The following is a 13,111-nucleotide window of genomic DNA, read 5'->3' on the forward strand; positions in this document are numbered from 1 at the left end:
AGCCCTGAATGACCCTCGAACGCGAAGCCGCCGCCAACACCGCCAAGGTCCTGTCCGAAGCGCTGCCTTACATTCGCCGCTATGTCGGCAAGACGCTGGTGATCAAATACGGCGGCAACGCGATGGAAAGCGAGGAGCTGAAAACCGGCTTCGCCCGCGACATCGTGCTGATGAAAGCCGTCGGCATCAACCCGGTGGTGGTTCACGGCGGCGGCCCGCAAATCGGCGACCTGCTCAAGCGACTGTCGATCGAGAGCCACTTTGTCGATGGCATGCGCGTCACCGACGCCGCGACCATGGACGTGGTGGAAATGGTCCTCGGCGGCCAGGTCAACAAGGACATCGTCAACCTGATCAACCGTCACGGCGGCAGCGCCATCGGCCTGACCGGTAAAGACGCCGAGCTGATTCGCGCGAAGAAGCTCACCGTCACCCGCCAGACCCCTGAGATGACCCAGCCGGAAATCATCGACATCGGCCACGTCGGCGAAGTGGTCGGGATCAACACCGACCTGCTGAACCTGCTGGTCAAAGGCGATTTCATTCCGGTGATCGCGCCGATCGGCGTCGGTGCCAACGGCGAGTCGTACAACATCAACGCCGATCTGGTGGCCGGTAAAGTGGCCGAGGCTCTGAAAGCTGAGAAGCTGATGCTGCTGACCAACATTGCCGGCCTGATGGACAAGAGCGGCAAGGTCCTGACCGGCCTGAGCACCCAGCAAGTCGACGACCTGATCGCCGACGGCACCATCTACGGCGGCATGCTGCCGAAGATCCGTTGCGCACTGGAAGCGGTACAGGGCGGCGTGGGCAGCTCGCTGATCATTGATGGTCGGGTGCCAAATGCAATTCTGCTGGAAATCTTCACCGACACCGGTGTGGGTACGCTGATCAGCAATCGCAAGCGTCCCTGATTCAAAACCTTAAAAAGATCGCAGCCTTCGGCAGCACCTACGGATTTCGGATGTACGAAAAACCTGTAGGTGCTGCCGAAGTCTGCGATCTTTTTTATGCGCGCCGGAAATGCCTGACCTGATTGGGCGAAACGTCCGACTTCACGAAGGAAGCAATCTGCATAGGATCTTCTCTGAATCCACAGGAGGTCTACCCATGCAAAAAGACTACGTCCCTTACGGCAGCGATGTTTCACCTGGCACCTATGCCTGTGTCGATTGCGGTCACGAATACTCGAATCAGGGCAAAACATCGATGCCGCCCTGCCCGCAACTCCGCAAGACCGCACACACCCGTCATGGCTGGAGAGTTCTGACTGGCCAGGGCGATGCTGTGGCTGATCCGTACCCGGAGAAAACCAATGAACCCAGCGGGATCAAAAAAGCCGAGACATTCAGCAGCACCAGCAAAAAATAAAGCTGGGGGACTGGGCCATACATAAACAAAAGACCCCGCTCAACTTGCTGAGCGGGGTCTTTTGCTGTCTGCAATCCCTGTGGGAGCGTGATTACACGCCGAACTGGGCGCGGTAGGCTTCAACCGCAGGCAAATGTTGCTTGAGCTGCGGATCGTCAGCCAGGAACTCCAGCACCTGGTTCAGCGAAACGATGCTGATCACCGGAATGCCGAAGTCACGCTCCACTTCCTGGATGGCCGACAACTCACCGTTGCCACGCTCCTGACGGTTCAGGGCGATCAGCACACCGGCAGCTTTGGCGCCATCCTGGGAAGCGATGATCTGCATCACTTCACGGATGGCGGTGCCCGCGGTGATCACGTCGTCGATGATCAGCACGTCGCCAGTCAATGGCGCGCCAACCAGGCTGCCACCTTCGCCGTGGGCCTTGGCTTCCTTGCGATTGAAGCACCATGGCAGGTCACGGTCGTGATGTTCGGCCAGCGCCACGGCGGTGGCCGCCGCCAACGGGATGCCTTTGTAGGCCGGGCCGAACAGTACGTCGAAGGAAATACCGCTCTCGACGATGGCTGCCGCATAGAAACGGCCCAGCTGTGCCAGGGCCTTCCCTGAGTTGAACAGGCCGGCATTGAAGAAGTATGGACTGGTGCGCCCGGACTTCAGGGTGAACTCACCGAAGCGCAAAACGCCGCGATCGATGGCAAAACGAATGAAATCGCGTTGATACGCTTGCATGAAAAAAACCCCAAATACCACGGATTTAGCTAATTAGGTAGACGCCGTGTATCATACCCGCACGCGATTTTTGGGGCCACTTATGCGGATCATCAGTGTGAACGTCAATGGTATTCAGGCTGCAGTCGAGCGTGGTTTGCTCAGTTGGCTGCAAGCACAGAATGCCGACGTCATCTGCCTGCAGGACACCCGCGCCTCCGCCTTTGAACTGGACGATCCAGCCTTCCAACTGGATGGCTACTTCCTTTATGCCTGCGAAGCCGAAGTTCCCGCCCAAGGTGGCGTGGCTTTGTACTCGCGGTTGCAACCGAAGGCTGTCATCAGCGGTCTCGGCTTCGAGACGGCCGACCGCTACGGGCGCTACCTGCAAGCCGATTTCGACAAGGTCAGCATCGCGACCTTGCTGCTCCCTTCGGGGCAGAATGGCGATGAAGACTTGAACCAGAAGTTCAAGCTAATGGACGACTTCGCCCGTTATCTGGATAAACAGCGACGCAAACGTCGCGAGTACATTTATTGTGGCTCGCTGTACGTGGCGCAACAGAAGCTGGATATCAAGAACTGGCGCGACAGCCAGCAATCCCCGGGCTTCCTGGCGCCTGAGCGTGCCTGGATGGACGAGATTGTCGGCAACATGGGTTATGTCGACGCCCTGCGGGAAGTCAGCCGCGAAGGCGACCAGTACAGCTGGTGGCCGGACAACGAACAGGCCGAGATGCTCAACCTGGGCTGGCGTTTCGACTACCAGTTGCTGACCCCTGGCCTGCGCCGCTTCGTACGCAGCGCACGCCTGCCACGCCAGCCACGGTTCTCGCAGCACGCACCGTTGATCGTGGACTACGACTGGACGCTGACGATCTAAGCGTCTTTTCGCAGATGCAAAAAAGCCGACATTGCTGTCGGCTTTTTTGTGCGTGCTGACTTTTGCTTTTTGTGGGGATTTTTGCTGCCTGTTATTTGATCAACCGCCAGGTGAAGGGATAGCGGTAAGGCACCCCGTCATTGGCCTTGAGCCCGGCAATGATGCACAGCACCATCGCCCCGATCAGGACCAGCGGCAGCAGCGCAAAACCGATCAACACCAGCATCAGCACGTAACAGATGCCCGAGACCAGGGCCACGGTAATCTGAAAGTTCAGCGCTTCTTTGCCTTGGGCATCGATGAACGGGTCGGCTTCACGCTTCCACTGCCAGAGTATCAGCGGCCCGATCAGGTGACCGAACGGAAACCAGACACCGAGAAACGCCGAGAGGTGACAAAACATCGCCCACTGGCGAGCCTCGGAGCTCGGGGTGGGAAGCAACTGCTGTTCATCACTCATGGCGCTCTCCTTTGCCGGACATCAAAACAATCAGTCAGCCAGTGCAGCCTTCTGCAGTTCGAAAATCTCGATCATGCCTTTCTTCGCCAGTGCCAGCATCGCGTTCAGCTCTTCCGGCTGGAACGGTGCGCCTTCGGCAGTGCCCTGGACTTCGATGAAACCACCAGTGCTGGTCATCACCACGTTGAGGTCAGTCTCGGCAGCCGAGTCTTCCAGGTAGTCGAGGTCAAGCACAGGTTCGCCCTGATACATGCCTACCGAAACGGCAGCGATCATTTGCTTGAGCGGGTCGCCACCTTTGAGGCCGCCGCGCTTCTTGATCACTTTCAAGGCATCGACCAGTGCAACCATGGCGCCGGTGATGGACGCGGTGCGGGTGCCGCCGTCAGCCTGGATCACGTCGCAGTCGACGTACAAGGTGACGTCGCCCAGCTTGGACATGTCCAGCGCAGCGCGCAGGGAACGACCGATCAGACGCTGGATTTCCAGAGTGCGGCCGCCTTGCTTGCCGCGGCTCGCCTCACGCTGGTTACGCTCGCCAGTGGCGCGCGGCAGCATGCCGTATTCAGCGGTCAACCAGCCCTGGCCCTGCCCCTTGAGGAAACGCGGCACGCCGTTCTCGACGCTGACGGTGCAGATGACCTTAGTATCACCGAACTCGACCAGTACAGATCCCTCGGCGTGTTTGGTGTAGTTGCGGGTAATGCGGATCGAGCGGAGCTGATCGGCAGCGCGACCACTTGGACGTTTCATAGGGATTACCTGTACGGGGGACGGAAAACTGCCGAGCATTATAGAGCCGTGGGCCGCGAGTGGGCACTTCTAAAAAAATCACCCGACGATTGAAGGCTCTGAATAGAGCGTAGCCGACGGCCTGCAGCCCATTGTCACAGCGTGTGATTGGGCGCATCCGCCCCACTGCGCTACAATCCTGCGCCTTTGCTGCCTGTCGGCTTTAATTCACAGATAGCGGGTCCGCGAACCATGGGTTACGCGCCGACCTGCATTGCGAGGTACCTCCATGGTGCACAGCATGACCGCCTTCGCCCGCGTCGAGAAAGCCGGCGTCCAGGGCACCCTGAGCTGGGAGCTGCGCTCGGTCAACAGCCGCTACCTGGAACCCCATCTGCGCCTGCCGGAATCTTTCCGCGACCTCGAGGGCGCCGTCCGCGAAGCCCTGCGCCAGGGAATTTCCCGGGGCAAGCTCGAATGCACCCTGCGTTTCACCGAAGAAAGCACTGGCAAACCGCTGCAAGTGGACCGCGAGCGCGCCGCGCAATTGGTCGCTGCCGCCGAGACCGTCGCCAGCCTGATCAAGAACCCTGCCGCGCTGAACCCGCTGGAAGTCCTGGCCTGGCCCGGCGTGCTGGTGGCCGACGCCGCCGACCCGCAAGCGCTGAATGCCGAAGCCATGGCGCTGTTCAACCAAGGCCTGAAAGAACTCAAGGCCGGCCGCGAGCGCGAAGGCGCGGAGCTGGCGCGGTTGATCAACGAACGCCTGACGTCCATTGAAGAAGATGTGGTGATCCTGCGTGAGCTGGTCCCGCAGATGCTCGCCACGCAGCGTCAGAAAGTCCTCGACCGCTTCACTGACATGAAGGCCGACCTCGACCCGCAGCGCCTGGAGCAGGAAATGGTCATGCTCGCGCAAAAGAGCGACGTCGCCGAAGAACTGGATCGCCTGAGCACTCACATCATCGAAGTTCGCCGGGTGCTCAAATCCGGCGGCGCTGCCGGTCGACGCCTGGATTTCCTGATGCAGGAGCTCAACCGCGAAGCCAACACACTGGGCTCCAAAGCCTTCGACCCGCGCAGCACCCAAGCGGCGGTCAACCTCAAGGTGTTGATCGAGCAGATGCGCGAACAAGTACAGAATATTGAGTAAGGCAAACCTGACATGACCCACAGTACCGGCACCCTGTACATCATTTCCGCACCTTCGGGTGCGGGCAAGAGCAGCCTGGTCAAAGCCCTGACCGACGCTGATCAGGAGATCCGCGTCTCGGTCTCCCACACCACCCGCGCCATGCGCCCTGGTGAAGTGAACGGCGTGAACTATCACTTCGTCGAACGCAGCGAGTTCGTGAAGATGATCGAGCACGGAGATTTCCTCGAGCGCGCCGAAGTGTTCGGCAATCTCTATGGCACTTCGCAAAGCCACCTGCAGCAGACCCTGGATGAAGGTCACGACCTGATTCTGGAAATTGACTGGCAGGGTGCAGAGCAAGTGCGCAAGTTGATGCCCCAGGCCCGTTCGATCTTCATTCTGCCGCCGTCCCTGGAGGCCCTGCACCAACGCCTGACCAATCGCGGCCAGGACAGTGACGAGATCATCGAAGGCCGGATGCGCGAAGCCGTCAGCGAGATGAGCCATTACGTCGACTACGATTACCTGATCATCAACGACAATTTCGCCCACGCACTGGACGATCTGAAGGCGATTTTCCGCGCCAATCAGCTGCATCAGAAGCGTCAGCAGCAGCGTCATGGCAAATTATTAGCTGAATTGCTCGGCTAATCAGCTCTTCCCAAAACCGCTGCAAGGGCTTTACATTGGTGCTTATAGCGCGTTGAAGAGCCTGGTCAAAAAATCAGCGCTTCCCTAATCGCTGGTGATTTTTTAAACTGTTGAGTCCGCTCGCCCAACCGGGCAGCGCGCATATTGCATTCGCTCCGAGGAATACCATGGCCCGCGTAACCGTTGAAGACTGCCTAGAACACGTGGAAAACCGCTTTGAGCTGGTCATGCTCTCTACCAAGCGTGCCCGTCAACTGGCCACTGGTGGCAAAGAGCCCCTGGTTCAGTGGGAAAACGACAAGCCTACAGTTGTAGCGCTGCGTGAAATCGCTGAAGGCCTGATGAGCTACGAGTTCATCGCCAACGCTGAAATCGTCGAAGACGAACCGCTGTTCGCAGCGTTCGAGGACGAGTCCAACGAGGCAGTATAAGCCATGCCTGGTCGACGTAGCACGGCGCGGGGTCATAGCAAACGGCAGGAATTATCATGCCGAGCATAGACGCCCTCGCCGATCGCTTATCGACCTACCTCGGCAAGGACCAGGTCAACCTGGTCCGCCGAGCGTACTTCTACGCCGAACAAGCCCACGACGGTCAACGCCGCCGCAGCGGTGAGGCGTACGTCACGCATCCTCTTGCGGTGGCGAATATTCTAGCCGACATGCACATGGACCATCAAAGCTTGATGGCTGCAATGCTGCATGACGTGATCGAAGACACCGGTATTGCCAAGGAAGCACTGCAAGCGCAGTTCGGCGAAACCGTGGCCGAACTGGTCGACGGGGTCAGCAAACTGACCCAGATGAACTTCGAGACCAAAGCCGAAGCCCAGGCCGAAAACTTCCAGAAAATGGCCATGGCCATGGCGCGCGACATTCGCGTGATCCTGGTAAAGCTGGCCGACCGCCTGCACAACATGCGTACCCTGGAAGTGCTGTCCGGCGAAAAACGCCGGCGGATCGCCAAGGAAACCCTGGAAATCTATGCGCCCATCGCCAACCGGCTGGGCATGCACGCCATCCGCATAGAATTCGAAGACCTCGGCTTCAAGGCCATGCACCCGATGCGTTCCGCGCGGATCAACCAGGCGGTCAAACGCGCCCGGGGCAACCGCAAGGAAATCGTCAACAAGATCGAAGAGTCCCTCAGCCACTGCCTGGCCATCGACGGCATCCAGGGTGAGGTCAGCGGTCGTCAGAAACACCTCTATGGCATCTACAAAAAAATGCGCGGCAAGCGTCGGGCCTTCAACGAGATCATGGACGTCTACGCGTTCCGGATCATCGTCGACAAGGTCGATACCTGCTACCGCGTGCTGGGTGCTGTGCATAATTTGTACAAACCGTTGCCGGGGCGCTTCAAGGATTACATCGCGATCCCCAAGGCCAACGGCTACCAGTCGCTGCACACCACGCTGTTCGGCATGCACGGTGTACCGATCGAGATCCAGATCCGCACCCGTGAAATGGAAGAGATGGCCAACAATGGCATCGCCGCCCATTGGCTGTACAAATCCAGCGGCGACGAACAGCCCAAAGGCACTCATGCCCGCGCCCGCCAGTGGGTCAAAGGCGTGCTGGAGATGCAGCAACGGGCCGGCAACTCGCTGGAATTCATCGAGAGCGTGAAGATCGACCTGTTCCCGGACGAGGTCTACGTGTTCACGCCCAAGGGCCGGATCATGGAGCTTCCAAAAGGCTCCACGGCGGTCGACTTCGCTTACGCGGTACACACCGACGTGGGCAACAGCTGCATTGCCTGCCGGATCAACCGTCGTCTCGCGCCGCTGTCCGAACCGCTGCAAAGCGGCTCCACGGTCGAGATCGTCAGCGCCCCCGGCGCACGGCCGAACCCGGCATGGCTCAACTTCGTGGTCACCGGCAAGGCGCGGACCCACATCCGCCATGCGCTTAAGCTGCAACGCCGCTCCGAATCCATCAGCCTCGGCGAACGCCTGCTGAACAAGGTGCTCAACGGTTTCGACAGCTCGCTGGAAAAAGTCCCGGCCGAGCGTGTGCAGTTGATGCTCCACGAATATCGCCTCGAACTGATCGAAGACCTGCTCGAAGACATCGGCCTGGGCAATCGCATGGCTTACGTGGTCGCCCGCCGCCTGCTCGGCGAAGGCGAACAGCTGCCAAGCCCGGAAGGTCCGCTGGCCATTCGCGGCACCGAAGGCCTGGTGCTCAGTTACGCCAAGTGCTGCACGCCGATCCCTGGCGACCCGATCGTTGGCCATCTGTCCGCCGGCAAAGGGATGGTGGTGCACCTGGACAACTGCCGCAACATCAGCGAAATCCGCCACAACCCGGAAAAATGCATCCAGCTCTCGTGGGCCAAGGATGTCACCGGCGAATTCAACGTCGAGCTGCGCGTCGAACTGGAACACCAGCGCGGCCTGATCGCCCTGCTGGCCAGCAGCGTCAACGCGGCCGACGGCAATATCGAAAAAATCAGCATGGACGAACGCGACGGTCGTATCAGCGTGGTCCAACTGGTGGTCAGCGTGCACGACCGCGTGCACCTGGCCCGCGTGATCAAGAAACTGCGCGCCCTGACCGGGGTCATCCGCATCACCCGCATGCGCGCGTAGCCCACCCTTCACAAGGAGTCATACATGACCAAGACCGTTATCAACAGCGACAAGGCCCCGGCCGCCATCGGTACTTACTCCCAGGCGATCAAGGCTGGCAACACCGTGTACATGTCGGGTCAGATTCCTCTGGACCCAAAAACCATGGAACTGGTCGAAGGCTTCGAAGCCCAGACCGTCCAGGTATTCGAGAACCTCAAAGCCGTGGCTGAAGCCGCCGGTGGTTCGTTTAAAGACATCGTCAAACTGAACATTTTCCTCACCGACCTGAGCCACTTCGCCAAGGTCAACGAGATCATGGGCAAGTACTTCGACCAGCCTTACCCAGCCCGCGCCGCCATCGGCGTTGCAGCCCTGCCAAAGGGTTCGCAGGTTGAAATGGATGCCATTCTGGTCATCGAGTAATGTGTCTGGCGCAGCCTTGCGAGGCTGCGCCGACTGATCTTGTACAAAGGGTTCTGAAAGGATTCCACCATGCGCCACGCGCTAGCTCTCTCGCTGGTCGCCCTACTCTTGGGCGGATGTGCCAGCACCCCTGCCGACCGTGATATCAGCGGCACCTGGATCAACCAGGTGGCGATCGATGCCGCATCCAAAGGCGGCCCCCTGCGCGAAGCGCTCCAGGCCTATGGCCCGAATCTGGAATGGAACGTCAACACCAGAGCCGGTCAGGCCCGCTACACCAATGGTTTTGAAAACGTCGAAGGCAAGCTGCTGGGCGAAAAGTCCGGCGCCTGGAATGTCGACTTTTATGGCAGCTCCGCCAGCGAGCTGAAGCGTGATGGCAAGCGACTGAACCAGGCTGCCAACGACAACGAGCCCGAGCAAGTCTTCGACCGTGCATCGGTCCAGGTTCCGGAAGGAGCGCCTATTGGCGCCAGTTTCGAGCGCGCGCTGTATTCGGCTTACATGGGCGGCAGCTGGAAAATCCTCAGCGGCCCGGGCGAAGGCAGCACCGTCCAGTTCCAGGCAGACGGTCAGGTCGCCGGTCTGCCCGGTGCAGATCGCTATGCCCTGTGCCTGGCGGGCGATTGCGCGTCGATGAGCGGCGGCAACGACAACATCTGGCTGCAGTTGAATGGCCAGGGCAATACCTGGATCTTTGCGCGCAAGGGCAAAGAACTGGAGATTTTCCAGACGGTGAACACTGCACTGGCGGACGAGATGCCTTCGTTCACACCGGGTGATCGCAAGTGGTTGCTCGAAAAGCAGTAAGCCGGCCCTGAGGCCAACGCAGAACCCATGTGGGAGCGGGCTTGCTCGCGAAAGCGGTGTAACAATCAACGATGATGTTGAATGTTATGTCCCCTTCGCGAGCAAGCCTGCTCCCACATTGGGTTTGAGGTGACTGGAAGTCAGCAGCGGCCTTCAAGAATCGCGGCATAGCCCTCGCGGAAACTCGAATACTTCGGCGCCCAGCCCAACGCCTTCGCCCGAGCATTGCTGCAGCGCTTGCTGCCGGCACGACGCACACTGGCATCATCGGCCCATTCGGTCACGCCCAGATACTCACGCAACCAGCCCACCACCTCTGCCATTGGCGCAGGCGCATCATCGACACCTATATAAGCATCATCCAGCGCCACTTCACGCCGATCCGCCTCAAGCAGGAACGCCAGCAACCCCGCCGCGTCGTCGACGTGAATGCGATTGGCGTACAGCGGGGGATCGATCGCCACGCGATAACCGCGACGAACCTGAGTCAGTAGCCACTCTCGACCCGGACCATAAATACCGGTCAGACGCACGATGCTGGCCGGGATGCCGCTATCACGCGCCACTTGCTCGGCTTCCAGCATCAAACGCCCCGAATAACCGCCCGCCACCGTCGGCGAGGTTTCATCGACCCACTCACCGTCCTGCTGACCGTAAACACTGCTGCTGGAGACAAACAGAATGCGCTTTGGCTGCTGGCCATGTTGTTTCAACCACCCCAGCACATGCTGCAAGCCTTCGACATAGGCGGCGCGATAGCCCGCCTCGTCGTGGTCGGTGGCAGCGGCGCTGTACACCAGATAGTCCAGTGGCGTGGTCGGCCAGTCAGCCGGGCATTGCGCGCTGAACAGGTCACCCGCAACACCAACCACTCCGGCCGGCAAGCGCGACACATTGCGGCGCAGGCCATAAACCTGCCAGTGCCCTGCCAGCAATTGCGTAGCCAGACGGCTGCCGACATCACCGCAGCCGGCGATCAAAACAGAAGGCGCGGACATCAGAAGACTCCCTCAAGAAAGGTACAGACTAGCGCCCGAAATGGATAAGCAGCTAGCAATGGAAGAAAAAAAGAGACGCTATTACTTTTGTTAACAAGAATTAATTGCAATAATGCCAGCCACTTTTGTTCTCGGCCTTACGAGGCCTGGAAGAACACTTACCGTCTTTTCCTCTCAGGTCCGGCCAGCATGACACGCAATCAACTCTCCGCTTCGCCAACCAAACGACCTCGCGCCTGGAGCGCGGTAGCCGCCCTGCTGCTCAGCCTGATGCTGGCGCCGACCGCCGCATTCGCCGATGCGCAAGCGCCGGCCACACAGCCTGCGGCCACTCAAACACCAGCCGTTCAAACCGCACCTGTCGCGACCGATCCGGTCCAGGCCGTAGACGCCGCGGACATGCCGCAAGCTCTCGAAGCCGACAACTCCCTGGGCATGGCCCACGACCTGTCGCCATGGGGCATGTACAAGAACGCCGATATTATCGTGAAAATCGTGATGATCGGCCTGGCCATCGCCTCGATCATCACCTGGACCATCTGGATCGCCAAGGGCTTCGAGCTGATGGGCGCCAAGCGTCGTCTGCGCGCTGAAATCGCTCATCTGAAAAAAGCCGCCACCCTTAAGGAAGCCAGCACCACGGCGGCCAAGGAAGGCACCCTCGCCAATCTGCTGGTCCATGACGCGCTGGAAGAAATGCGCCTGTCGGCCAACAGCCGCGAGAAGGAAGGCATCAAGGAACGCGTGAGCTTTCGCCTCGAGCGCCTGGTTGCCGCCTGCGGTCGCAACATGAGCAGCGGCACCGGCGTGCTGGCCACCATCGGTTCCACCGCGCCGTTCGTCGGCCTGTTCGGTACCGTATGGGGCATCATGAACAGCTTCATCGGCATCGCCAAAACCCAGACCACCAACCTCGCCGTCGTGGCCCCCGGCATCGCCGAAGCCCTGCTGGCGACCGCGCTGGGTCTGGTTGCAGCGATTCCTGCGGTGGTCATCTACAACGTCTTCGCCCGCTCCATTGCCGGTTACAAGGCACAAGTGTCCGACGCCTCGGCGGAAGTCCTGCTGCTGGTCAGCCGCGACCTCGACCACCAGCCGCCCGAGCGCAGCTCGCAACCGCACATGGTGAAAGTGGGGTAATCGGCCATGGGCCTGCATTTGAAAGAAGGCGCAGACGACGATCTGGCCGAGAACCACGAAATCAACGTCACGCCGTTCATCGACGTAATGCTGGTGCTGTTGATCATCTTCATGGTGGCGGCGCCGCTGGCCACCGTGGACATCAAGGTCGACCTGCCCGCCTCCACCGCCAAACCGGCGCCGCGGCCAGAGAAACCGGTGTTCCTCAGCGTCAAAGCTGACCAGCGCCTGTTCCTCGGCGAAGACGAAGTGAAGACCGAAGCCCTCGGCGCCACACTCGACGCCAAGACCCAGGGCAAGAAAGACACGACGATCTTCTTCCAGGCCGACAAAGGCGTGGACTACGGCGACCTGATGAGCGTGATGGACGCCCTACGCGCCGCCGGTTACCTGAAGGTCGGCCTGGTCGGACTCGAGACGGCAGCCAAAAAATGATCAACACGCGCCAAAAGCTGACGCGTTACAGCGGTAGCCTGGCCGTGGTGCTGGGCGTCCATGCGCTGGCCATTGCGCTCGCGCTGAACTGGACCTCGCGCCCGCCGATCGAGCTGCCGCCGCAAGCGATGATGGTCGAGCTAGCGCCGATGCCGGCCCCGCCACCGCCCGCACCGCCGAAGGTGATCACGCCGCCACAGCCACCGGCACCGGTGGAAGAACTGCCGATTCCAAAACTCGCTGAAGCGCCGAAGGCCGAGATTGCCGTGCCCAAGCCGGTCAAACCCAAGCCGAAGCCGCAACCGCCCAAGCCTGTGGAGAAAAAGCCGGAGCCACCGAAGGAAAAACCTTCCGAGGAGAAGCCTAGCGACACGCAGCCAACCCAGGCGCCGACGGAGAAGTCCGCTCAGCCGGCTCCCGGTCCATCGCCCGCGCAACAAGCCGCCAAGGCCAGTTGGCAAGGCACCCTGCTCGCGCACCTGGCCAAGTACAAAAAGTACCCGGCCAGCGCACAGCAACGCGGCAAGGAAGGTTTGAACCGTCTGCGCTTTGTGGTGGATGCCGAAGGTAACGTGCTGTCGTTCGAACTGGTGGGCCGCTCCGGCAACGCCGATCTGGACCGGGCTACCCTGGAAATGATCCGCCGCGCCCAACCGCTGCCCAAGCCACCGGCCGACATGCTGAACAACGGCACCATCGAAATCGTTGCACCGTTTGTTTACTCGCTGGAACGCCGACGCTAAAAACACCGCCGCTCCCACAGGTTCTTCGGCGGTTACAAAA

Annotated in this window: 16 protein-coding genes; 12 read left to right on the plus strand and 4 right to left on the minus strand. The window is 60.2% G+C overall.

The window, feature by feature from the left end:
* Positions 1 to 8 precede the first annotated feature (8 nt).
* Positions 9 to 914 (plus strand): acetylglutamate kinase, encoded by a 906-nt coding sequence (gene argB / locus FFH90_RS00130; protein WP_018927486.1) that lies wholly within the window; start codon positions 9 to 11, stop codon positions 912 to 914.
* Positions 915 to 1,110: 196 nt separating this feature from the next.
* Positions 1,111 to 1,371, plus strand: coding sequence for a hypothetical protein (locus tag FFH90_RS00135; RefSeq protein WP_138866509.1), 261 nt, complete (start codon positions 1,111 to 1,113; stop codon positions 1,369 to 1,371).
* Between the two features lie 91 nt (positions 1,372 to 1,462).
* Here the strand turns inward: FFH90_RS00135 and pyrE are convergent, their stop codons facing one another.
* Complete coding sequence (pyrE, locus tag FFH90_RS00140; protein ID WP_018927484.1) at positions 1,463 to 2,107, minus strand: orotate phosphoribosyltransferase; 645 nt, start codon at positions 2,105 to 2,107, stop codon at positions 1,463 to 1,465.
* A gap of 82 nt (positions 2,108 to 2,189) precedes the next feature.
* Here pyrE and FFH90_RS00145 point away from each other — a divergent pair, with 82 nt between their 5' ends.
* Positions 2,190 to 2,969, plus strand: a complete 780-nt coding sequence (locus FFH90_RS00145; RefSeq protein ID WP_007934608.1) for an exodeoxyribonuclease III — start codon at positions 2,190 to 2,192, stop codon at positions 2,967 to 2,969.
* Between the two features lie 91 nt (positions 2,970 to 3,060).
* Here FFH90_RS00145 and FFH90_RS00150 read toward each other — a convergent pair whose 3' ends face one another.
* Together FFH90_RS00150 and rph are read right to left on the minus strand one after the other, a co-directional pair.
* On the minus strand, positions 3,061 to 3,429 hold the full coding sequence (locus tag FFH90_RS00150) for a DUF4870 domain-containing protein (protein WP_018927483.1): 369 nt from the start codon (positions 3,427 to 3,429) through the stop codon (positions 3,061 to 3,063).
* A gap of 30 nt (positions 3,430 to 3,459) precedes the next feature.
* Positions 3,460 to 4,182, minus strand: coding sequence for a ribonuclease PH (gene rph / locus FFH90_RS00155; protein ID WP_007934600.1), 723 nt, complete (start codon positions 4,180 to 4,182; stop codon positions 3,460 to 3,462).
* Positions 4,183 to 4,450: 268 nt separating this feature from the next.
* Here rph and FFH90_RS00160 point away from each other — a divergent pair, with 268 nt between their 5' ends.
* The 6 genes from FFH90_RS00160 to FFH90_RS00185 all read left to right on the plus strand — a co-directional run bounded on the left by FFH90_RS00160 (position 4,451) and on the right by FFH90_RS00185 (position 9,755).
* Positions 4,451 to 5,314, plus strand: a complete 864-nt coding sequence (locus FFH90_RS00160) for a YicC/YloC family endoribonuclease (RefSeq protein ID WP_018927482.1) — start codon at positions 4,451 to 4,453, stop codon at positions 5,312 to 5,314.
* A 12-nt stretch (positions 5,315 to 5,326) separates the two neighbouring features.
* Positions 5,327 to 5,947, plus strand: a complete 621-nt coding sequence (gene gmk / locus FFH90_RS00165) for a guanylate kinase (protein ID WP_018927481.1) — start codon at positions 5,327 to 5,329, stop codon at positions 5,945 to 5,947.
* A 167-nt stretch (positions 5,948 to 6,114) separates the two neighbouring features.
* A complete protein-coding gene (gene rpoZ, locus FFH90_RS00170) occupies positions 6,115 to 6,378 on the plus strand; it encodes a DNA-directed RNA polymerase subunit omega (RefSeq protein ID WP_003177259.1) in 264 nt (87 codons plus the stop codon).
* A 56-nt stretch (positions 6,379 to 6,434) separates the two neighbouring features.
* Positions 6,435 to 8,540: a bifunctional GTP diphosphokinase/guanosine-3',5'-bis pyrophosphate 3'-pyrophosphohydrolase gene (gene spoT / locus FFH90_RS00175; protein WP_007934594.1), complete on the plus strand. Its 2,106-nt coding sequence runs from the start codon at positions 6,435 to 6,437 to the stop codon at positions 8,538 to 8,540.
* Between the two features lie 24 nt (positions 8,541 to 8,564).
* Complete coding sequence (locus tag FFH90_RS00180; protein ID WP_003177257.1) at positions 8,565 to 8,945, plus strand: RidA family protein; 381 nt, start codon at positions 8,565 to 8,567, stop codon at positions 8,943 to 8,945.
* A 69-nt stretch (positions 8,946 to 9,014) separates the two neighbouring features.
* The gene (locus FFH90_RS00185) at positions 9,015 to 9,755 is read left to right on the plus strand and encodes a hypothetical protein (protein WP_138866510.1); all 741 of its coding nucleotides are present in this window, start codon (positions 9,015 to 9,017) and stop codon (positions 9,753 to 9,755) included.
* A gap of 140 nt (positions 9,756 to 9,895) precedes the next feature.
* Here FFH90_RS00185 and FFH90_RS00195 read toward each other — a convergent pair whose 3' ends face one another.
* Positions 9,896 to 10,753: an SDR family oxidoreductase gene (locus FFH90_RS00195; protein ID WP_138866511.1), complete on the minus strand. Its 858-nt coding sequence runs from the start codon at positions 10,751 to 10,753 to the stop codon at positions 9,896 to 9,898.
* A gap of 189 nt (positions 10,754 to 10,942) precedes the next feature.
* Here FFH90_RS00195 and exbB point away from each other — a divergent pair, with 189 nt between their 5' ends.
* Genes exbB through FFH90_RS00210 form a run of 3 tightly spaced genes read left to right on the plus strand, consistent with a single transcriptional unit; the run spans position 10,943 to position 13,071 of the window.
* The gene (exbB, locus tag FFH90_RS00200) at positions 10,943 to 11,893 is read left to right on the plus strand and encodes a tonB-system energizer ExbB (RefSeq protein WP_064621107.1); all 951 of its coding nucleotides are present in this window, start codon (positions 10,943 to 10,945) and stop codon (positions 11,891 to 11,893) included.
* 6 nt (positions 11,894 to 11,899) lie between these two features.
* Positions 11,900 to 12,328: a TonB system transport protein ExbD gene (gene exbD, locus FFH90_RS00205; protein WP_007934588.1), complete on the plus strand. Its 429-nt coding sequence runs from the start codon at positions 11,900 to 11,902 to the stop codon at positions 12,326 to 12,328.
* On the plus strand, positions 12,325 to 13,071 hold the full coding sequence (locus tag FFH90_RS00210; RefSeq protein WP_018927476.1) for an energy transducer TonB: 747 nt from the start codon (positions 12,325 to 12,327) through the stop codon (positions 13,069 to 13,071). Before exbD ends, FFH90_RS00210 begins: the two co-directional genes overlap by 4 nt.
* Positions 13,072 to 13,111: the final 40 nt, after the last annotated feature.

Origin of the sequence: Pseudomonas sp. ATCC 43928 (assembly GCF_005938665.2) — a bacterium.
In the GTDB taxonomy this organism is placed as follows: domain Bacteria; phylum Pseudomonadota; class Gammaproteobacteria; order Pseudomonadales; family Pseudomonadaceae; genus Aquipseudomonas.